We start from the raw sequence: 18,010 nt of genomic DNA, 5'->3' as shown, positions 1-18,010 counted from the left end.
GGATTCGATTTTACGAACCAATTCCATAAAGTTATAAGCGAAGCGATTATTTTAATAAAAAGGAATATGGGGTTTTTTAATCAGACAATACCTTGTTTAGTAAGTTAATTTTACTTCATTGATAAGTGATGCCGAAGGATTTAGCAATATTAAATAGGAATAGCCCTGGAAGTCGTAGAAATCAGGTCCGAAACGCTAAACTTTGGTGAATAAATATTAATGGGTGACAATTCCGGGAATCCTGCATCAACGCAGAATTTGGCTGCTGCGGCGCAAGGAAAGGTTAATTTTACGTCAACATTGCGTGCTGAAGAAAAGTGATGTCTGATTAAATGCGGCGCTAAGCCAACTATCAGCCTAAGTTCAGGCTGGCACGGCGCACTAATAAATTACCGCATGTGATCGCGCCAAAAGGCAAATTAGTGCATATAAACAGTGGAGCACACAGAGTGCCCCGACCAATATTAATAAACTGATGGTTCGCCTTGCGGACGCGTTTTAAAGCGGCGATGCAGCCACATGTATTGCTCTGGAGCCAGCAGCACCGTCTCTTCCACCACTTTATTCATCACCACAGCGGTATCAAGTTCAGATTCCAGCGTAAATTTGTCGCGGATATCTGGCATCATTTTCAGCTCATAGCCGCGCGCGTTCGGCAGACGTCGCGCCAGGAACGGCACCACGCTTGGGTTTGCCAGACGAATCAGCATATGGGTGCCGGTGGTGGTCGCCGCGTCCTGAACCGCGAAGAATGGCGCAAACACGCTGCTGCGCGGGCCATAATCATGATCCGGTGCATACCAGATAATGTCGTTGTTCTTCATGGCGCGAATCATGCCTTTCAGATCTTTGCGGTCCAGCATGCTTTTATTGGAGCGCATCCGGCCCCAGGTTTGCAGCCAGTCGATCAACTTGTTGTCGTTGGGACGATACACGCCAATGCCTGGGTTGTGCATACCAAATACCCGCGCTCCCAACTCCAGAGTCAGAAAGTGCATACCAATTAATAATATGCCGCGCTTCTCTGCCAGCGCGTTAGTCACGTGCTCCAGTCCGCTGGTGGTGACCCATTTACGAATACGCCAGTCTGGCCAGAACCACGCCATCCCGGTTTCAATCAGCCCCATGCCTACCGATTCGAAGTTGTGCTTTACCATCGCGTCGCGTTCATTGGTCGGCATAGTGGGGAAGCACACTTCAAGATTACGCTGCGCCACTTCAACGCGCCGCTTCATAAAGCGCATGGCAACGCGACCCAATCCGCAGCCAATTGCATGCAGTACCGGATAGGGCAACAGCACCAGCAGATAAAGAAAGCCAATGCCGAGCCAGGTCAGCCAATAGCGTGGATAGAAGAGTTCACGGGTGAGTTGGGGAAGTTGAGTCATGGAAATGTCAGTATCCTGCGTCTTATGCCAGAGAGTCCGGTTTCTGTAATTTTTTGTCATTATGCCATTTTTTCATTCTGGCTGAAATCAAGCATAGACCGAGGACGGCTTTCCGACAGCAGGTATGCGCACGAAAACGCAATTGTGGCGCACAAATGCGTGTGTAATTTCAGCCGGCAGGCTTATCAAACCAACATTTTTGTATCAGGCAGAATTCGGGTATCATACGCGCGCTAAATTTCTCTGATTGCTAACAGGACGAACACCATGCCAGTGTTACATAACCTTGTTTCCAATAAAGAGCTGAAGGAACGTATGTTGGCGGAAACCGAACCACGTACCACAGTCTCTTTTTATAAATACTTCCAGATTGCCGATCCTAAAGCCTTCCGTGATGCCCTCTACGTTGAGTTAACCAAACTCAAGGTGTTTGGTCGCGTCTATGTTGCGCATGAAGGCATCAACGCACAAATCAGCGTGCCCGCCAGCCGCTACGAAAAGATGAAGGCCGCTTTGTATGCCTTTGATGCGGCGCTAAATAACTTGCGCATGAACATTGCGCTGGATGATGACGGTAAATCTTTTTGGGTGCTGCGCCTGAAAGTGCGTGAACGCATTGTAGCGGATGGGATTGAAGACAACAGCTTTGATGCCAGCGATGTGGGTGCTTACCTGAAAGCCGCGGACGTTAATGCGATGCTCGACGATCCGGATGCGCTGTTTGTGGATATGCGTAACCACTACGAATATGAAGTGGGGCGCTTCGATAACGCGATGGAAGTGCCGGCCGATACCTTCCGCGATCAACTGCCGATGGCCGTTGATATGCTGCAGGATCAGAAAGACAAAAAGATTGTTATGTACTGTACCGGTGGCATTCGTTGTGAAAAGGCCAGCGCCTGGATGAAACACAACGGCTTCAAAGATGTTTATCACATCGAAGGCGGGATTATTGAATACACCCGTCGGGCGCGTGAACAGGGCTTACCGGTGCGTTTCAAGGGCAAAAACTTTGTCTTTGACGAGCGCATGGGCGAGCGTATTTCCGACGATATTCTTTCCAGCTGTCATCAGTGCGGCACGCCTTGCGATAGCCACACCAACTGCATCAATGATGGCTGTCATTTGCTGTTTATTCAGTGCCCAAGCTGCGCTGAAAAGTACAACAACTGCTGCAGCCCAATCTGCATGGAAGAGTCAACGTTGTCGCCAGAGGAGCAGCGCGCACGCCGTGCGGGCCGTGAAAATGGCAACAAAGTGTTCAACAAATCACGTGGTTTGCTGAACATGACGATGGCAATTCCGGCGCCAGATAAAAAATAAGCGTAAAACAGCCTGAGGTCTGCGGACTTCAGGCTGTACTTCGTTTACTTACGCACGCCTTCCACCGAAATAATCAGTTCAGCTTTCTGCGATGCCGGGCCAAGATCTTTGCTGATGTTGAACTCTTTCAGCACGATCTCACCGCTGGCTTCAAATCCTGCACGGTAGCCGCCCCATGGATCTTTGCCTTCACCGATCAATTTTGCATCCAGCGTGACGGGCTTGGTCACGCCATTCAGCGTCAGGTCACCGGTGATCTTGTAATCTTTACCCTCTTTCTTCACGGCGGTAGAAGCAAAGGTTGCCTGCGGGAACTTACCGGTGTTGAGGAAATCCGCGCTGCGCAGGTGTTTATCACGCTCAGCATGGTTGGTATCGAGGCTGTTGGTGTTGATGGTCACGTTGACTTTATCTGCCGCAGGATTGGCTTCATCAAAAGTGAAGCTGCCATCAAAGTCTTTAAAGGTGCCGTACAACCAGCTGTAGCCCAGGTGCTGAATGCGGAACTGCACAAACGCGTGCTGGCCTTCCTTATCAAATTTGTAATCAGCCGCGCTGGCCGTCAGGCTGGCGCTCAATAATCCGGCCGCTGCTACTGCCAATAATGTCTTCTTTAGCATGTTACTTTTCCTTTTCAGAGATTAACGGGATGCGGTAACCCAACATCCTTTTCAGTGTCACATCACGGTCGATAAAATGGTGTTTCAGGGCTGCCAGCGCGTGCAGTGCTGAGATCAGCACCAAACCCCACGCCAGCCAAAGATGAATGTCACCCGCCAGATCCGCTTGTTGCGCGGCACCGCTGAACAGGGCGGGAACCGCGAACCAGCCAAATACGGAGATCGGTTTGCCATCGGCGGTGGAGATGAGATAACCGGTGAACAGCAGCACCAACAGTAAGCCGTATAACAGCCAGTGCGCGGCGGTAGCGCTGCGTCGTACGGCGGGCGAATAACTCGCCAACGGTTTGGGCGGCGGTGAAATAAAACGCCAGCCGAGGCGCAGCAGCAGCGCAGCGAACAGCAGAATGCCGATGCCTTTATGAATTTCGGGCGCATCGTGATACCAGCCATCGTAATAGCCCAATCCGACCATCCACAAACCCAGCGCGAACATGCCGTAAATAACCAGCGCCATAAGCCAATGCAATAAAATCGAGACAGCGCCGAATTGCTGTGTGGAATTACGCCACATTAAAATCACCTGAATGAAATAAGTGGTAATGAGCATCTACATTTTGCAATGAAAGATCAATTAACCTTACTTTTCTATAAAGTTGAAAATCATCTTCGGAATAAATGAGGATTTAATTAAAACTCAGTCAGAATAATTGAAGGGATAGCTTAAAAGGCGGGGCTTATTGCGAAGTATTGCATATTCACTACACCAAATGCGGCATAGCGCGGCGCTGAATGTTGATATAGGTAATTAACTGTCAGTTTGTGTCAATTTCGCCGGCACAGGATTAGTACCGGCAAGTATGGTTTAGTTAAATCGCGCGAGCGAGAAAGGCGCAATATCGAAAGAGAACGGTTTGTTCTGCGCAAATTCACTGGCAAGTTCACCCAGCACGCTGGCGAATTTGAAACCGTGTCCGCTTAAGCCGGTGATGATCAGACGATTAGGTTCGCCCGGTAGCGTATCGATAATGAAATCTTCGTCCGGCGTATTGTCGTAGCTGCAGGCTTCGCCATGCAAACAGACGCCCACGCCCGGCAGGAATTTACGCAGGAAGCTAAAAGATTCGTTGCCGTCTACCGCGATGCTGCCAAAAGGTTTGCGATCGGCCGGCGTTTGCATCAGCTGTCCGCCATCGTGACGTCCCACTTTCAGCGCGTTGTTATCCGCCGGGAAGCCGTAAAAGTGGCTGCCATCGCTCATCTCCACGGTAAAGCCGGGGAATTTATTGTTCTCGCTGTAGCGACCATCTGCCTGATACCAGGCGAAAACTTTGCGCACGGGCGCAACCGGCAGATCGGCGACCAACTGGCTCACCCAGGTACCGGCGCTGACCAACAGTTTACGCGCGCGGAAAATGCCATCGCTGGTGGTGACTTGCTGCAGATCGCCGTCACGACCTATCTCTGTCACCGGACAGTTAAACAGCTGCGCGCAACCGGCCTGTTCCGCCAGCTGCACCCAGCTGCGCACCGCTTGCTCACATTTGAGGAAGCCGGAGTTGGGTTCGTACACGCCGATGTAGCCATCCGGCACCGTGAACTGCGGCCAGCGCGCGCGCACTTCATCGGCTTGCAGGATTTTCACATCCAGCTGCCACGCTCTCGCGCTATCGATAACATTTTGAATAAAGGAGGAGGTGATGGGCGCTAAGTTGAGGATGCCGCTGCGATGCATGATGCGCTCGCCGCTCTGGCGTTCCAGCTCATCCCAGAGTTTCTGTGCGCGTAGCACCAGCGGCACGTAGCGTTCACCTTCACCATACGCATGGCGAATCAGGCGGGTTTCCCCATGATGTGTGCCCTGGCTGTGCGGCGGATGGGCGCTATCAATCATCAGCACCGATAAGCCAGCCTGCGTGGCGTAAAACCCGGCTGCTGCGCCGACCGAACCGCTTCCCACCACAATCAGATCATAAACCATAACGACATCACTCCAGCAAAACAGCGAAATTTTTCAACAGCATATCAAAAGAGAGCGCCCATGAAAAAGGCACCCTGTTGGGTGCCCTTTCACGCGATAGTAGAAATTAATGCTTTTGATTGTCGCGTAGGTACTGCTCGGTAGACTCTATTTTTGCAATGCCAGCTTCGAGTAGAGAGATGAACTGTCTGGCTACGTCGGTAGTCAGCCAGTAGGTCGGACCCACGTCAGCTTCTTCTTCTTTCTGCCCCTGCGAGGAGAGCGAGTGCAGGCGAATCATCATGGCGTCATAACTGTCTACGGTGCTGATGTCCCATCCTACCAACGGATGAGTCTGGATGACGTCTTTATTTCTGTCCATTATAACCTCCGTATTACTCGTTAAACGAAGTGCTTCTTGAGGTTCAATGCGGCTGTATCGTGCACTAGCGAAACAATTATAACATGAAATAGCGGGTACAATAGTTAAAAGGTATGACGAACCTAAACAGAGTAAAAATAAACGCGGTTAACATTGCCGTTTAATCGAATAATAAAATGCCCGCAGCATCAGGCATTTTATTGGAATTATTACTGGCAACACTGACGAAGTTATCGGCTTTTATAAGGGAAAACTTTAGGCCGAAAAAGGGGGCACTTTTATGAGTGTGGCTCGACCGGCAGCAGGCCGTGACGTTTCTGAATCTCTTCCGCCAGCCGGGTAAAATGCTGCTGTAACTGCTCGTCATGGTTCTGGTTTTGCGCTTCCAGCGTCAGGTTGTGGACCAGCAACTGATTGGCGCGATCGTCGAGACAGAAGGTCAAGGTGGCAAACGCATTTTCTAATACGGTTAAGCGGCGCTGTTGCTCAGCAATAAATGCCAGCAATTCTCCGAAGGTCATCGCCTCTTCTGGTTTTTCAGTAGTCATGTAAAACACCTCCTGTAAGCATGACGAGGCAAGAATAGGGGATCGTTTAACATGAGTCTAGATGCAGGAAGTTTTTCTGGCGAGAGGGAAATAAAAACAAAAAAGCCGGATAGCGATACCCGGCAAAAACGGCACAGTGGCAGTTAATCGTTATTGAACCAGTCGTCAGCGCTTTCCCAGGTTTCTTGTAACAGTTCGCTGATGCGTTCGCGTGACTCTTTACAGCCACCAAACACGCTGAGTTGGTTGCCGCCGGCATAACGCACTTTGACGTGATGATCGTCGTCGGGGAAATCCTGCGTAATGCGACGAACCAGTTCGACGCTGAGTGCATCCAGTGCACCCGCAGGAAGGGGCGAAGTTTTTGCTACGGTAATTTCAACACGCATAGAAGCCTCCGGGATAATATACTGTTTATTTGTACAGTATAAATTTCCCGAAGGCAAGCAGCAGATAATTATTCTTTGATGCGCCAGTTCAGCGTTTCACCGGCAAGGAAAGGCACCAGCGTGTCATCCGCCAGCGCAATGCTCTCTTCAACCTGCCAGGATTCTCGCACCAGCGTCAGCGTGCCTTCATTCAGCGGCAGACCGTAGAAGTTCGCGCCGTTCTCCGAGCAGAAGGCTTCGAAATGTTCCAGCGCATTCAGCTCCTCAAACACTGTGGCGTACGCCGGCAATGAGGTCGGCGCATTAAACACGCCGGCGCAGCCACAGCTGGCTTCCTTGAGGTGACGCAGATGTGGCGCGGTATCGGTACCGAGGAATACGCGACGATTCCCGCTGGCAACCAGCTTACGCAGCGCTTCCTGATGGATATTGCGCTTCAGAATCGGCAGGCAGTAAAGATGCGGACGCACGCCGCCCACCAGCATGTGGTTACGGTTGAACATCAGGTGCTGTGGCGTAATTGTGGCGCCCAGCAGATCATTACCGGCTGCCAGATACTCCGCCGCTTCTTTCGTGGTGATGTGCTCCATCACCACTTTCAGCGCCGGGAACTGTTTACGCAGCGGTTCCAACACGGTTTCAATAAAGCGCGCTTCGCGATCAAAAATATCGATGTGAGAATCGGTCACTTCGCCGTGCACCAGCATTGGCATGCCGATCTGCTGCATGCGATCCAGCACCTTAGCGATGGCGGCGATGTTGGTCACGCCGTGGCTGGAGTTGGTGGTGGCGTGCGCAGGATAGAGTTTGGCGGCGGTAAAAGTGCCGTCACGGAAGCCTCGCTCGATCTCATCGGGATCAAGTGAATCGGTGAGATAGCAGGTCATCAGCGGAGTAAAAGCGTGCTCAGCAGGTAACGCAGCCATGATGCGCTCGCGATACGCCACGGCAGCGGCCACGCTGATAACCGGTGGAACCAGGTTTGGCATGACAATCGCACGACCATTTACTGCGCTGGTATAAGGCAGTACGGCGTTAAGCATCGCGCCATCGCGCAGATGGATGTGCCAGTCGTCAGGGCGGCGGATGGTAATGTGCTGAGGTTGGGCTGTCATTCAAAAAGACTCCGGCTGAGAAGAAAACGAGAGGCACGTTTAGGCCGGGGAGTAATCATAAGGATGTGGGCAACCGTTTGCACGGGATTTTATTGTGACAAACAAAAACCGCACCGGAAGGTGCGGTTGCGCGGATTAATCTGTAAACGGAATCACCAATTGGCCCGGTTTCACTTCAATTCCTTTAGCAAGTTTCTTCGCCAGCGCTTCGCCTTTGCTGCGGTCTGCACTCAGCACATAAGCAGGTCTCTCATTAAAGTAGCGCTTCAGCGACTCATTGAGATACGGCGTGAGGGTTTTCATAATCGACGCCATTTTCTCTGGCTGCACCTGCGCATCGACAATCTCCATGTCATGCAGATAAATCGCGCCTTCCTGTGCGTTGTAAACCGGCTGCGCCTTCATCTTCAGCAGCATTTCGGCCTGCTGCGGACCAAACAGCGAGCTGACATTGATGTTGGCTTTACCCGAGAGCGTTATTTTGCCGGGTTCTTCACGGCCAATCTGGCTGTTGAGATCGCTCAGCACAATGTGCGCATTCACCAGCCCGGAAACGCCGATATCTTTTTCGAAGTTATTGCGCTTTTGCAGCGCCTGATTCACTTCCTGTTCGCTGATGGTGTATTGCGTCAATTGGTTACAGCCGCTGAGTAGCACGGCAAAAAGCAGAGCGAAAAGCCCGGTAAGCGCCTTTTTCATATTGTCCTCATCCTGATCGAAACGGCAAAACAGCGATAGCCTGCCTGAATCAGCGGCATGTGTCACCAGGAGAGAGATGAGAAGCGCCGCAGCGCCTCTCAGGGATGAAGATTATGCGGCGATGGAGGAGAGCAGATTAACCTGGGTTTGTTTCGCCATGTTGTCGCGATAATCGGCAACGCGACTTGGCCATTCAATGCCGTTGACCAGCGTTAAGGAGCGCAGCAGCGGGAAAAGATGAATATCATCTTCCGACAGTTCGCCATTTACCGCATTGGGTTTGACGATCAGCTTGTCGAGCTGACGCAGATCGTCGCTGATGTTTTTGATTAAGCCCGGCGCGTGTTTACGCAACTCGCTGAAATCGCCCACGCTGGCCTGCTTCTTCTCGCTGAAGTAGCTACGCGCTTCCGGCGTAGCGAATTCGGCGAAGGAGGCATCGGCGATGCGCGGCAGCAGCAGCTTATTGACGTAGCCATTCACGTGGCGCAGCCAGTCGCTGATCGCAGGGTTGCTTTTGCCATTAAGCAGCGGTTGGTGATCGTATTTATCTACCAGCCGCACAATATCCATACTTTCCGGTACAGCGCTGCCGTCGGCCTGTTGCAGAATCGGCGCCATTTTCTGGCCGATCAATTTTTTCGGTGTTTGCTCGTCGTCATTTAGCATAACGATGAGTTCTAACGGCAGATTTTTTAAGCCGAAAATCATGCGTGCTTTGACGCAGAAAGGGCAGTGATCGTAGATGTAGAGTTTCATCCCGTTTCTCCTGTGGTTCTAAGGGTGACAGAGGTCACCCTTTTTCCGGACGTGCGGGAAGTATGGAAGAGATCTGTGGCGGGGGCAAATTAGCTGCTGAAAATCGCTGGTGCCACCGAACGCGGCTGGAACTGCCACCAAAGCGCCAAAAGGGTGATCATGCCAACGCTGCTCAGCAGCATCCACGGCAGTTCCGGCAGCGCCCATTGCTGGCCCATATCGAACATCCAGCCGCCACCGGAGTAGCCGATCAAACCGCCAATCGCGAGGCCGAGTCGGCTGAAGCCCATATAGCTGCCGCGCGCACGCGAACTGGCCAGCGAAGCGCTGAGCGTTTCTCGCGCCGGTTCCGCGATGATTGAGCCCAGATAAAAGAGGGCGATCAGCATAAACAGCGACGGCAGCGAATCGGTCATGCCAACCGGCAGCAGGCTGAACGTCATCAGGAACAAGCCGGCCATCAAACGCGTTTCGAGGCGGAAGCGTTTTTCGCTCCAGCGCGCCAGCGGATAGAGCAGGCTTAATGACAGCAGCGCTTCAATCGCGTACATCCACTTCACCGCAGCAGGCGCCCCGGCTACCTGATTCACCATCACCGGCAGCATCAACATCACCTGCACGGCGAGAATGTAGTAGCCGGTCAAAGTCAGCACGTACAGGCGAAAACGCTTGTCCTGCCAGACGCGTTGCATCCCTTCACGCATCGCAATGCGTTCGGTCGAGATGCGCCACGCCGGTAACCAAACGGCGTTAAACAGCGCAGCAGTGACAAATACCGCCGCGCCAACCCAGCACACCAGACGGAAATCCCACGCCAGCAGCCAGCTACCAATCAGCGCACCCAGCACCGCACCGGCGCTGTCCTGCATCATCAGCAGGGAGAAGAAGCGGCCGCGATCGCGTGCGCGCACCAGTTTCATCACCAGCGCGCTGCGTGGCGGATCAAACAGCGTACCGCCAAGGCCGGAAAGCAAACAGGCAAACCACAGCAGCCAGGGTTCATGCGCCAGCGCCATGCAGGCAAAACCCGCCGCGCGCATCAGCATACCAGTAACGATCAGCGGACGCGCACCAAAACGGTCGGCAATCGCACCGCCGAAGATGCCGAATCCCTGCTGGACGAACTGGCGCAAGCCAAGCGCAATACCGACCATCAACGCGGCCCAGCCCAGCTGTTCGACAAAATGGATGGAAATGAGGGGAAACACCACGAAAAAGCCCATCACAACCAGCATGTTATCCACTAAAAGAAATGTTTTACCGAGGCGTCGTGCCCGCGCAACCCGAGACATGCTAATTCCTGAGCAAATGAGAGGAGATAAGAGACCAATTGGTCTATTTTCCGCCTGCACAGCGGCGAAAAACAGCTTTCTCAGGATGATATTTTTTCATCGAATCCGCAGAAATATTAATCCTAAATCAGGATGAATCCTGAGGAACGCGTTCAAGGGTTTTACCGCAAGCTGGGTGACGGTTATAGTGAGAAGTATCGCCGCTGGCGTACATCTTTCTTAAGTTATGGATTTCAGGAGTCATGATGTTTGGCTATCGTTCTGCTGGCCCACGCGTGCGCCTCACTACCGATCGCTTAGTGGTGCGTTTAGTACACGAACGCGATGCCTGGCGATTAGCGGATTATTACGCTGAAAATCGTGCGTTTCTCAAGCCGTGGGAACCGGTGCGCGACGAGAGCCATTGTTATCCTTCGGGCTGGCAAGCGCGCCTCGGACTGATCGCCGACATGCATAAACAGGGCTCAGCCTACTATTTTGTGCTGATGGACCCGGAAGAGACCGAAGTGCGTGGTGTGGCGAATTACAGCAACGTGCTGCGCGGATCGTTTCACGCCTGCTATCTCGGCTATTCACTGGGCGAGAAGTGGCAAGGTCAGGGACTGATGTTTGAAGCGCTCACTACCACCCTTCGCTATATGCAACGCCAGCAACGTATTCACCGCATAATGGCTAATTATATGCCGCACAATCAGCGCAGTGGCGATCTGCTGGCGCGTCTTGGTTTTGAAAAAGAGGGTTACGCCAAAGATTACTTGCTGATCGATGGGCGCTGGCAGGATCATGTACTCACCGCGTTGACCTGCCGGGAGTGGACCCCGGATCGTCGTGGACAATAATAAGGGATCACCTCAATGAAAATGGCCTTATCCGCGCAGGCATTGCGCGTGATTGGATGCCTGCTGGAGAAGCAGGTCACCACGCCGGATCAATATCCGCTCTCCCTTAATGGCGTTGTCACCGCCTGTAATCAGAAATCTAACCGCGAACCGGTGCTCAATCTCAGCGAGATGGAGGTGCAAGCGCAGCTTGATGAGCTGGTGAAAAAGCATCTGGTGACCGCCAATAACGGCTTCGGTCAACGCGTCAGCAAGTATGAACAGCGCTTCTGCAATTCCGCTTTCGGCAATCTGCAGTTGAATAGCGCTGAAGTCGCCGTGCTGACGCTGCTGTTCCTGCGCGGTGCACAGACGCCGGGCGAACTGCGCACCCGCAGCGGTCGTCTGCATGAATTCAGCGATATGAATGAAGTCGAGCAGACGCTTATCGGTTTAAGCACGCGCGAGGATGGCCCAATGGTGGTGCGACTGGCGCGCGAACCGGGCAAACGTGAAAGCCGCTATATGCATCTTTTTGGTGGCGAAGTAGAGGAAGACGCGGCCAGCGCAGAAAGCGTCAGTGACAACGGCGATTTAACCGCGCGTGTCGCGCAACTTGAAGAAACGGTTGCTGAGTTGCAGTCGCAACTGCAACAGCTGCTGCAAAAGGAGCACTAATATGACATTGCGTATTGGCATTGTAGGATTGGGCGGTATCGCGCAGAAAGCATGGCTGCCGGTTTTATCGCAAGCCAGCGGCTGGCAATTAGCGGGTGCGTTTTCGCCCAATCAGGCAAAGGCGCAACCGATCTGCGATAGCTATCGCATACCTTATTTTGGTCAACTGGATGCGCTGGCCGCCGCCAGTGATGCGGTGTTTGTTCACAGCAGCACCGCCAGCCATTACGAAGTGGTTAAAGCGCTGCTGCTGGCGGGCAAAGATGTGTGCGTCGATAAACCGTTAGCCGAAACGCTGCAACAGGCCGAAGCGCTGGTGGCGCTGGCGGACAAGCAGAAGCGCAAGCTGATGGTGGCATTTAACCGCCGCTTTGCGCCGCGTTATCAGCAGCTGAAAAGTGACATGTCACGCGCCGCCTCGCTGCGCATTGAAAAGCACCGCGCGGATAGCGTGGGTCCACAGGATTTGCGTTTTACCCTGCTGGACGATTATCTGCACGTGGTGGACACCGCGCTGTGGCTGGCGGGCGGCAGCCTGACGCGCGAGTTAGGGCACATTGAGACCAATGATGATGGCGCGATGCTGTACGCCGAACACCATTTCTCCGCCGGATCGCTGCAAATCACCACCAGCATGCATCGTCGCGCCGGGACGCAACGCGAAGTCGTCAGCGCCATCTGCGACGGTGATTACATCGAAATTAACGAGATGCGCGACTGGCAGCAGGAAAACCGCGGCGGCATGGTGCGTGATGTGCCGCCCGCGTGGCAAAGCCACCTTACTCAGCGCGGTTTCAGCGGCGCAGCGCACCATTTCATTCAGTGTGTTGAAAATCAGACGATGCCTGAAACCAGTGGCGAACAGGCGCTGGCGGCGCAGCGTCTGGTGGAAAAATTGTGGCGCGATGCCGAACGTGAATAATTCCTTGTAACACTCAATGCTGGTCATTTCCCGCCGTGGCAGTAGACTATCGCCGGACATCACGGGATGTCCGCGCTAAGTCGCTCATTTCTCCGACACTTTTCAGGATGCGCCACTCAATATGAATTTGTTGAAATCGCTGGCTGCGGTCAGTTCGATGACCTTGTTTTCCCGCGTACTGGGCTTTGCCCGCGATGCCATTGTGGCGCGCGTTTTCGGCGCAGGAATGGCAACCGATGCCTTCTTTGTTGCCTTCAAACTGCCGAACCTGCTGCGCCGTATCTTCGCTGAAGGCGCGTTTTCTCAGGCGTTCGTGCCGATCCTCGCGGAATATAAAAGCAAGCAGGGTGAAGATGCCACGCGCGTGTTTGTCGCTTACGTCTCCGGATTACTGACGCTGGTGCTGGCGGTGGTGACCGTGTTAGGGATGATCGCTGCGCCCTGGGTGATTGTGGTGACGGCGCCAGGCTTTGCCGATACCGCCGATAAATTTGCCTTAACCAGCGCGCTGCTGCGCGTCACCTTTCCCTATATTTTGCTGATCTCGCTGGCCTCGCTGGCGGGCGCGATCCTCAATACCTGGAACCGGTTTTCCGTGCCGGCGTTTGCGCCGACGCTGCTGAACATCAGCATGATTGGTTTTGCTGTCTTCGCTGCGCCGCATTTTAATCCGCCGGTGATGGCGCTGGCGTGGGCCGTGGTGGTCGGCGGCGTGTTGCAGCTGTTCTATCAGTTGCCGCATCTGAAGAAGATTGGCATGCTGGTTTTGCCACGTCTGAATCTGCGCGATGCGGGCGTATGGCGCGTAATGCGTCAAATGGGGCCGGCGATACTCGGCGTGTCGGTGAGCCAGATTTCACTGATCATCAACACCATTTTCGCCTCCTTTTTGGTTTCCGGTTCGGTTTCGTGGATGTACTACGCCGATCGCCTGATGGAGTTTCCTTCCGGCGTGCTGGGCGTGGCGCTGGGCACCATTTTGCTGCCCTCGCTGGCGAAGAGTTTTGCCAGCGGTAATCAGGAAGAGTATTCACGGTTGATGGATTGGGGCCTGCGCCTCTGCTTCCTGCTGGCGCTGCCGAGCGCGGTGGCGTTGGGCATTTTGTCCGGGCCGCTGACGGTCGCGCTGTTCCAGTACGGCAAGTTCACCGCGTTTGATGCCCTGATGACGCAGCGCGCGCTGATTGCCTATTCAGTGGGTTTGATGGGGCTGATCGTGGTGAAAGTGCTGGCACCCGGCTTCTATTCTCGTCAGGACATTAAAACTCCGGTGAAAATTGCCATCGTGACACTGATTGTGACGCAGCTGATGAACCTGGCGTTTATCGGCCCGCTCAAACATGCCGGTTTGTCGCTGTCGATCGGTCTGGCCGCTTGCCTGAATGCTGCGCTGCTGTACTGGCAACTGCGTAAGCAGGATATCTTCCAGCCGCAGCCTGGCTGGTTCAGTTTCCTGACCCGTTTGCTGATTGCCGTAGTGGTAATGGCCGCAGCGCTGTTTGGCATTCTGCAGGTGATGCCGGCATGGGAAGAGGGGCAGATGTGGTGGCGCCTGATTCGTCTGGCGGCGGTCTGCGCCATTGGCGGCGGCGCATACTTTGTGATGCTTGGTCTGCTCGGCTTCCGCCCGCGCGACTTCGCGCGACGCACGCTGGTTTAAAGGCCGCACTCTCTTAATGGACATGCAGCGTCTGCCGCTGCGTAAGGGCAATCCGCAGCGCTGAAGCGTAAACGGTGGGCCAGGAGAGACCCGCATGGATGCGGGGCTCAGTTCGGGCCGGGCAGGAAGCCCGATCCCGAACGGTACGTCGGCACAACGTTGAAGCTGAAGGTACCGCGTAAGCGGCGCGAGGACCGCCCGGCAGCGGCAGATGCTGTAGGTCCCGCACACAACAAAAAGGCCGCCATCCCAAAAGATAGCAGCCTCTTCAAACCCACTTTTTTCTACCCTTTACGACTCAGCGTCGCCTGACCTTTACCCAAACCATCCGGGCCGTAAAACGCCTGGGTTTGGTGGGGTCGCAACACCGCCAATGCTTCATTGGTGTAGCCGATTTGATGCTGCAACAAAATCCCGTTATGCGTATTGGCATCGCGCAAGCGGCGCGTGTGCTGCTGAATACGCATCCAGCGGCTTTCGCGATCGCTGTGATCACCATAGGGCGCCTGCGTGCCGAGCGTTTTCTCGGTGGTGCGGCGCATCTCGTCCAGATAATTCAACGTCGTCAGCAGCGCGCTTTTATCTTCAGAAATACGCTGCAGCAGGTTGCCATTGATCTGGCCGGCAGAAAGTTGCTGTTGTTCCTCATCCATTACCACCGCAAGGGATGTCAGCACGTCCTGCATTTTGTCTAAGGTGATCAGCAGATGGTCCATTGGGATTAGTTACCCTCTAAATACGCCTTGGTATCGGCGATCAGCGCGTCGGCGATCTTACCGGTATCCATTTTCAATTCGCCATTACGAATGGCCGTCTTCAGCTGCTCAACGCGCGCTGTATTAATATCTTTGCTGCCAGGCTGCATCAGTTGCGCCTGCGCGGTACTCAACTTCACTTCCGCACCGCTTTCGCTGGTGGTGCTGGCTGCGGGCGTCGCGCTCTGACGCACTTTGCTGCTGTTATCGTTATTGTCGCGTGTTTGAACAGTGCTAACCGGATTCGTAGGCTGCGTTCTGTCGATGCTCATGGTAAGGCTCCTGTAAGGTCAGTTGGGGGTCAGCCAACTGAGTCAGCATAGGGTAATGTCTTTGTTGATATCTCTATCGGCAGAACAACAGGGTTCTTTAACGCTTTATAGCGATATCAGAATATTCCCATCCGCGTCGACGCGACCACTGACAACCTGACCATTTCCCATCCTCACGCGCACCATTTGTGCCGCGCTGGCGTTGTTCAGCGCACGTCCTTCGCTGCTGGCATTAAACCCGTTTCCACTGGCGACTACCATCACATTTTGACCGGCTTTCACGCGCCACGGCTGACGTACCATGGTGGCGGTGACCGGCTGTCCTGGCGGGATATCGCGTAGTGCGATCGCATCGATGACGCCGCTGCTGTCCATCAATGCGCGTGCTGGCAGTTCATCGAGACGTCCGGTTGCCAGACGCACGTCCGTCGGGCTGAGATTGCTGCCGCGCGCCACCTGACGGCTCGCCACCAGATATTGCCCGGTGACCTGCACCTGAACCTGCAGGAAACGACGATTTTGGTCGCAGTTGGCGGCGATGCTGATGTTGCCCCACTGACGGCTATTGCCCGGTAGCTGCAGTTCAGGGGTTTCGCAGTTTGGCCACTGCGCCTGTGGCGTACGCACCACCACCGTCATGCCCGCGGCATGTTGTGGGTCGCGCGCTTTAAAAAATTGGGTCAACTGCGCGGTAAGGTCCGCAGCAGAGCTGGGTAGCGCCAGTGCCAGCAAAAGTGTGGCTAGCAAGGTGGAATATCTGCGCATAACGCCTCCTGACGAGAAGATGGCACTGAGTCTACGCCTCGCGCAAAAAAATCAATGTCAAAAATAGCCGTCATTTTTGCTGCTATTCAGACGATCACCCTTGCATTTGTCCACTTAAGCTGTCAGCTCGAAATTCTCATTCGCGGAGGAAGCATGCTCGACAAACTCGATGCCGCGCTGCGATTTGGTACTGAAGCGTTAAACCTACGTGCTCAGCGTCAGGAAATCCTGGCGTCAAACATTGCCAACGCCGATACCCCGGGCTACCAGGCGCGGGATATCGACTTTGCCAGCCAGCTGAGCAAGGTGATGCAAAACGGTCGCGCCGAAGGCAGCAGTCTGGCGCTGAATGTGACGTCCTCACGCCACATTGAAGCGCAAACCAACTCTCAGCCGTCACTGGATCTGCTGTACCGCATTCCCGATCAACCCGCCGCGGATGGCAACACCGTGGATATGGATCGCGAACGTACGCAGTTTGCTGATAACAGCCTGAAATACCAAACCGATCTCACCCTCATCAGTAGCCAGATCAAAGGCATGATGAGCGTTCTGCAGGGGCAATAAGCATGGCATTGCTGAATATCTTTGATATCGCCGGTTCTGCGATGACAGCGCAATCACAGCGCCTCAACGTCAGTGCCAGTAACCTGGCCAACGCCGACAGCGTGACCGGCCCAGATGGCCAGCCTTACGTGGCGAAGCAGGTGATTTTCCAGACCGACGCCGCACAAGGTGCAGCCACCGGCGGCGTGAAGGTCGCTGGCGTGGTGAACGATCCTACCCCGGCAAAACTGGTGTACGACCCGGGCAATCCGCTGGCGGATCAGAAGGGCTACGTCAAGATGCCAAACGTTGATGTGGTGTCCGAAACCGTTAACACCATGTCCGCGTCGCGCAGCTACCAGGCCAACGTTGAAGTGCTGAACACGGTGAAGTCAATGATGATGAAAACTCTCACTATCGGTCAGTAACGGAGAACGAATATGAGCGTAGCAGTAGGAATTAAAGACAGTCTGGACCCAACGGTACTGACCTCCAGTAGCGCTTCGAGCGGTAACTCTTCCGCCGACCTGCAGAATCAGTTCCTGAACATGCTGGTGGCGCAGCTGAAAAACCAGGATCCCACTAATCCTATGGATAACAGCCAGCTCACCACGCAGTTGGCACAGATCAACACCCTGAGCGGTATTGAAAAGCTGAATACCACGCTGGGATCCATCTCTGGCCAGATCACTACCAGCCAGTCGCTGCAGAGTTCAACGCTGATTGGTCACGGTGTGATGGTCAATGGTTCGCAGATATTGGTGGGCAGCGGTACGACTACGCCGTTTGGCATTGAGCTGGCGACAGCGTCCACGGCCACCAGTGTCACGATTAAAGACAGTAACGGCGCCACGGTCCGCACCATTGACCTCGGCAAACTGAGCTCTGGCGTCCACACCTTCTCGTGGGACGGCAAGCTGGATGACGGTTCTACCGCCGCGGATGGCAAATATTCTGTTTCGCTGGCCGCCAGCAATGGCAGCACGCAACTGGTGGCGCAGCCGCTGAACTATGCCTACGTCAATGGCGTCAGCACCACTGATGGCACCACAAAACTGGATCTCGGCACCATGGGCTCCGCAACCCTCGATGAAATTCGTCAGATTCTCTGATTAACCT

The 18,010-nt window shown here is 54.1% G+C and carries 22 protein-coding genes; 8 read left to right on the top strand and 14 right to left on the bottom strand.

What is annotated here, in order from left to right:
• Positions 1 to 464: 464 nt before the first annotated feature.
• On the bottom strand, positions 465 to 1,388 hold the full coding sequence (locus PZBJ_RS01480; RefSeq protein WP_101760866.1) for a Kdo(2)-lipid IV(A) acyltransferase: 924 nt from the start codon (positions 1,386 to 1,388) through the stop codon (positions 465 to 467).
• Between the two features lie 267 nt (positions 1,389 to 1,655).
• Between PZBJ_RS01480 and trhO the strand changes: the two genes are divergently transcribed.
• Positions 1,656 to 2,711 carry an oxygen-dependent tRNA uridine(34) hydroxylase TrhO gene (trhO, locus tag PZBJ_RS01475; RefSeq protein ID WP_101760865.1) on the top strand — a complete coding sequence of 352 codons (1,056 nt, stop codon included), beginning with the start codon at positions 1,656 to 1,658 and terminating at the stop codon, positions 2,709 to 2,711.
• Between the two features lie 44 nt (positions 2,712 to 2,755).
• Here the strand turns inward: trhO and PZBJ_RS01470 are convergent, their stop codons facing one another.
• From PZBJ_RS01470 to mdtH, 10 genes are all read right to left on the bottom strand, one after another.
• The gene (locus PZBJ_RS01470) at positions 2,756 to 3,331 is read right to left on the bottom strand and encodes a YceI family protein (protein ID WP_101760864.1); all 576 of its coding nucleotides are present in this window, start codon (positions 3,329 to 3,331) and stop codon (positions 2,756 to 2,758) included.
• Position 3,332: 1 nt separating this feature from the next.
• Entirely contained in the window at positions 3,333 to 3,905 is a 573-nt protein-coding gene (locus PZBJ_RS01465) for a cytochrome b (protein ID WP_101761036.1), read from the bottom strand.
• A 291-nt stretch (positions 3,906 to 4,196) separates the two neighbouring features.
• Positions 4,197 to 5,312, bottom strand: a complete 1,116-nt coding sequence (gene solA / locus PZBJ_RS01460) for an N-methyl-L-tryptophan oxidase (RefSeq protein WP_101760863.1) — start codon at positions 5,310 to 5,312, stop codon at positions 4,197 to 4,199.
• Between the two features lie 106 nt (positions 5,313 to 5,418).
• Positions 5,419 to 5,673, bottom strand: coding sequence for a biofilm formation regulator BssS (bssS, locus tag PZBJ_RS01455; protein WP_008103119.1), 255 nt, complete (start codon positions 5,671 to 5,673; stop codon positions 5,419 to 5,421).
• 278 nt (positions 5,674 to 5,951) lie between these two features.
• On the bottom strand, positions 5,952 to 6,221 hold the full coding sequence (locus PZBJ_RS01450) for a hypothetical protein (RefSeq protein WP_101760862.1): 270 nt from the start codon (positions 6,219 to 6,221) through the stop codon (positions 5,952 to 5,954).
• Positions 6,222 to 6,364: 143 nt separating this feature from the next.
• Positions 6,365 to 6,610, bottom strand: coding sequence for a DNA damage-inducible protein I (gene dinI / locus PZBJ_RS01445; RefSeq protein ID WP_101760861.1), 246 nt, complete (start codon positions 6,608 to 6,610; stop codon positions 6,365 to 6,367).
• Between the two features lie 68 nt (positions 6,611 to 6,678).
• Positions 6,679 to 7,725, bottom strand: a complete 1,047-nt coding sequence (pyrC, locus tag PZBJ_RS01440) for a dihydroorotase (RefSeq protein WP_101760860.1) — start codon at positions 7,723 to 7,725, stop codon at positions 6,679 to 6,681.
• 135 nt (positions 7,726 to 7,860) lie between these two features.
• Positions 7,861 to 8,424: a lipoprotein gene (locus tag PZBJ_RS01435; protein ID WP_101760859.1), complete on the bottom strand. Its 564-nt coding sequence runs from the start codon at positions 8,422 to 8,424 to the stop codon at positions 7,861 to 7,863.
• 111 nt (positions 8,425 to 8,535) lie between these two features.
• Positions 8,536 to 9,183, bottom strand: coding sequence for a glutaredoxin 2 (gene grxB / locus PZBJ_RS01430; RefSeq protein WP_101760858.1), 648 nt, complete (start codon positions 9,181 to 9,183; stop codon positions 8,536 to 8,538).
• An 89-nt stretch (positions 9,184 to 9,272) separates the two neighbouring features.
• On the bottom strand, positions 9,273 to 10,475 hold the full coding sequence (mdtH, locus tag PZBJ_RS01425; protein ID WP_101760857.1) for a multidrug efflux MFS transporter MdtH: 1,203 nt from the start codon (positions 10,473 to 10,475) through the stop codon (positions 9,273 to 9,275).
• A gap of 245 nt (positions 10,476 to 10,720) precedes the next feature.
• On the opposite strand from mdtH, the gene rimJ reads away from it, so the two are divergent.
• The 4 genes from rimJ to murJ all read left to right on the top strand — a co-directional run bounded on the left by rimJ (position 10,721) and on the right by murJ (position 14,553).
• Complete coding sequence (gene rimJ, locus PZBJ_RS01420) at positions 10,721 to 11,314, top strand: ribosomal protein S5-alanine N-acetyltransferase (RefSeq protein ID WP_101760856.1); 594 nt, start codon at positions 10,721 to 10,723, stop codon at positions 11,312 to 11,314.
• A gap of 15 nt (positions 11,315 to 11,329) precedes the next feature.
• Positions 11,330 to 11,971, top strand: coding sequence for a DUF480 domain-containing protein (locus PZBJ_RS01415; protein WP_101760855.1), 642 nt, complete (start codon positions 11,330 to 11,332; stop codon positions 11,969 to 11,971).
• 1 nt (position 11,972) lies between these two features.
• Positions 11,973 to 12,893: a Gfo/Idh/MocA family protein gene (locus PZBJ_RS01410; RefSeq protein ID WP_101760854.1), complete on the top strand. Its 921-nt coding sequence runs from the start codon at positions 11,973 to 11,975 to the stop codon at positions 12,891 to 12,893.
• Between the two features lie 121 nt (positions 12,894 to 13,014).
• On the top strand, positions 13,015 to 14,553 hold the full coding sequence (murJ, locus tag PZBJ_RS01405) for a murein biosynthesis integral membrane protein MurJ (protein WP_101760853.1): 1,539 nt from the start codon (positions 13,015 to 13,017) through the stop codon (positions 14,551 to 14,553).
• A gap of 284 nt (positions 14,554 to 14,837) precedes the next feature.
• Here the strand turns inward: murJ and flgN are convergent, their stop codons facing one another.
• The 3 genes from flgN to flgA all read right to left on the bottom strand — a co-directional run bounded on the left by flgN (position 14,838) and on the right by flgA (position 16,345).
• On the bottom strand, positions 14,838 to 15,269 hold the full coding sequence (gene flgN, locus PZBJ_RS01400) for a flagellar export chaperone FlgN (RefSeq protein WP_101760852.1): 432 nt from the start codon (positions 15,267 to 15,269) through the stop codon (positions 14,838 to 14,840).
• 5 nt (positions 15,270 to 15,274) lie between these two features.
• Positions 15,275 to 15,580, bottom strand: a complete 306-nt coding sequence (gene flgM, locus PZBJ_RS01395) for a flagellar biosynthesis anti-sigma factor FlgM (protein WP_101760851.1) — start codon at positions 15,578 to 15,580, stop codon at positions 15,275 to 15,277.
• A 105-nt stretch (positions 15,581 to 15,685) separates the two neighbouring features.
• Complete coding sequence (gene flgA / locus PZBJ_RS01390; RefSeq protein WP_101760850.1) at positions 15,686 to 16,345, bottom strand: flagellar basal body P-ring formation chaperone FlgA; 660 nt, start codon at positions 16,343 to 16,345, stop codon at positions 15,686 to 15,688.
• A 153-nt stretch (positions 16,346 to 16,498) separates the two neighbouring features.
• Here flgA and flgB point away from each other — a divergent pair, with 153 nt between their 5' ends.
• The 3 genes from flgB to flgD are packed head-to-tail and all read left to right on the top strand — an operon-like array spanning position 16,499 to position 18,003.
• Positions 16,499 to 16,912 carry a flagellar basal body rod protein FlgB gene (gene flgB / locus PZBJ_RS01385; RefSeq protein ID WP_008103091.1) on the top strand — a complete coding sequence of 138 codons (414 nt, stop codon included), beginning with the start codon at positions 16,499 to 16,501 and terminating at the stop codon, positions 16,910 to 16,912.
• 2 nt (positions 16,913 to 16,914) lie between these two features.
• The gene (gene flgC / locus PZBJ_RS01380; protein ID WP_064740862.1) at positions 16,915 to 17,319 is read left to right on the top strand and encodes a flagellar basal body rod protein FlgC; all 405 of its coding nucleotides are present in this window, start codon (positions 16,915 to 16,917) and stop codon (positions 17,317 to 17,319) included.
• 12 nt (positions 17,320 to 17,331) lie between these two features.
• A complete protein-coding gene (gene flgD, locus PZBJ_RS01375; RefSeq protein WP_101760849.1) occupies positions 17,332 to 18,003 on the top strand; it encodes a flagellar hook assembly protein FlgD in 672 nt (223 codons plus the stop codon).
• Positions 18,004 to 18,010: the final 7 nt, after the last annotated feature.

The sequence above is a fragment of the Pantoea endophytica genome (genome assembly GCF_002858935.1).
GTDB lineage: Bacteria > Pseudomonadota > Gammaproteobacteria > Enterobacterales > Enterobacteriaceae > Pantoea > Pantoea leporis.
The sequence above is the reverse complement of the archived record's forward strand: the minus strand, read 5'-3'. Positions and strand labels throughout refer to the sequence as shown.

Excerpts from the sequence above, each read along its gene's own strand:
- PZBJ_RS01480 (WP_101760866.1), bottom strand. The coding sequence starts at position 1,388 with ATGACTCAACTTCCCCAACTCACCCGTGAACTCTTCTATCCACGCTAT.
- trhO (WP_101760865.1), top strand. The coding sequence starts at position 1,656 with ATGCCAGTGTTACATAACCTTGTTTCCAATAAAGAGCTGAAGGAACGT.
- PZBJ_RS01470 (WP_101760864.1), bottom strand. The coding sequence starts at position 3,331 with ATGCTAAAGAAGACATTATTGGCAGTAGCAGCGGCCGGATTATTGAGC.
- PZBJ_RS01465 (WP_101761036.1), bottom strand. The coding sequence starts at position 3,905 with ATGTGGCGTAATTCCACACAGCAATTCGGCGCTGTCTCGATTTTATTG.
- solA (WP_101760863.1), bottom strand. The coding sequence starts at position 5,312 with ATGGTTTATGATCTGATTGTGGTGGGAAGCGGTTCGGTCGGCGCAGCA.
- bssS (WP_008103119.1), bottom strand. The coding sequence starts at position 5,673 with ATGGACAGAAATAAAGACGTCATCCAGACTCATCCGTTGGTAGGATGG.
- PZBJ_RS01450 (WP_101760862.1), bottom strand. The coding sequence starts at position 6,221 with ATGACTACTGAAAAACCAGAAGAGGCGATGACCTTCGGAGAATTGCTG.
- dinI (WP_101760861.1), bottom strand. The coding sequence starts at position 6,610 with ATGCGTGTTGAAATTACCGTAGCAAAAACTTCGCCCCTTCCTGCGGGT.
- pyrC (WP_101760860.1), bottom strand. The coding sequence starts at position 7,725 with ATGACAGCCCAACCTCAGCACATTACCATCCGCCGCCCTGACGACTGG.
- PZBJ_RS01435 (WP_101760859.1), bottom strand. The coding sequence starts at position 8,424 with ATGAAAAAGGCGCTTACCGGGCTTTTCGCTCTGCTTTTTGCCGTGCTA.
- grxB (WP_101760858.1), bottom strand. The coding sequence starts at position 9,183 with ATGAAACTCTACATCTACGATCACTGCCCTTTCTGCGTCAAAGCACGC.
- mdtH (WP_101760857.1), bottom strand. The coding sequence starts at position 10,475 with ATGTCTCGGGTTGCGCGGGCACGACGCCTCGGTAAAACATTTCTTTTA.
- rimJ (WP_101760856.1), top strand. The coding sequence starts at position 10,721 with ATGTTTGGCTATCGTTCTGCTGGCCCACGCGTGCGCCTCACTACCGAT.
- PZBJ_RS01415 (WP_101760855.1), top strand. The coding sequence starts at position 11,330 with ATGAAAATGGCCTTATCCGCGCAGGCATTGCGCGTGATTGGATGCCTG.
- PZBJ_RS01410 (WP_101760854.1), top strand. The coding sequence starts at position 11,973 with ATGACATTGCGTATTGGCATTGTAGGATTGGGCGGTATCGCGCAGAAA.
- murJ (WP_101760853.1), top strand. The coding sequence starts at position 13,015 with ATGAATTTGTTGAAATCGCTGGCTGCGGTCAGTTCGATGACCTTGTTT.
- flgN (WP_101760852.1), bottom strand. The coding sequence starts at position 15,269 with ATGGACCATCTGCTGATCACCTTAGACAAAATGCAGGACGTGCTGACA.
- flgM (WP_101760851.1), bottom strand. The coding sequence starts at position 15,580 with ATGAGCATCGACAGAACGCAGCCTACGAATCCGGTTAGCACTGTTCAA.
- flgA (WP_101760850.1), bottom strand. The coding sequence starts at position 16,345 with ATGCGCAGATATTCCACCTTGCTAGCCACACTTTTGCTGGCACTGGCG.
- flgB (WP_008103091.1), top strand. The coding sequence starts at position 16,499 with ATGCTCGACAAACTCGATGCCGCGCTGCGATTTGGTACTGAAGCGTTA.
- flgC (WP_064740862.1), top strand. The coding sequence starts at position 16,915 with ATGGCATTGCTGAATATCTTTGATATCGCCGGTTCTGCGATGACAGCG.
- flgD (WP_101760849.1), top strand. The coding sequence starts at position 17,332 with ATGAGCGTAGCAGTAGGAATTAAAGACAGTCTGGACCCAACGGTACTG.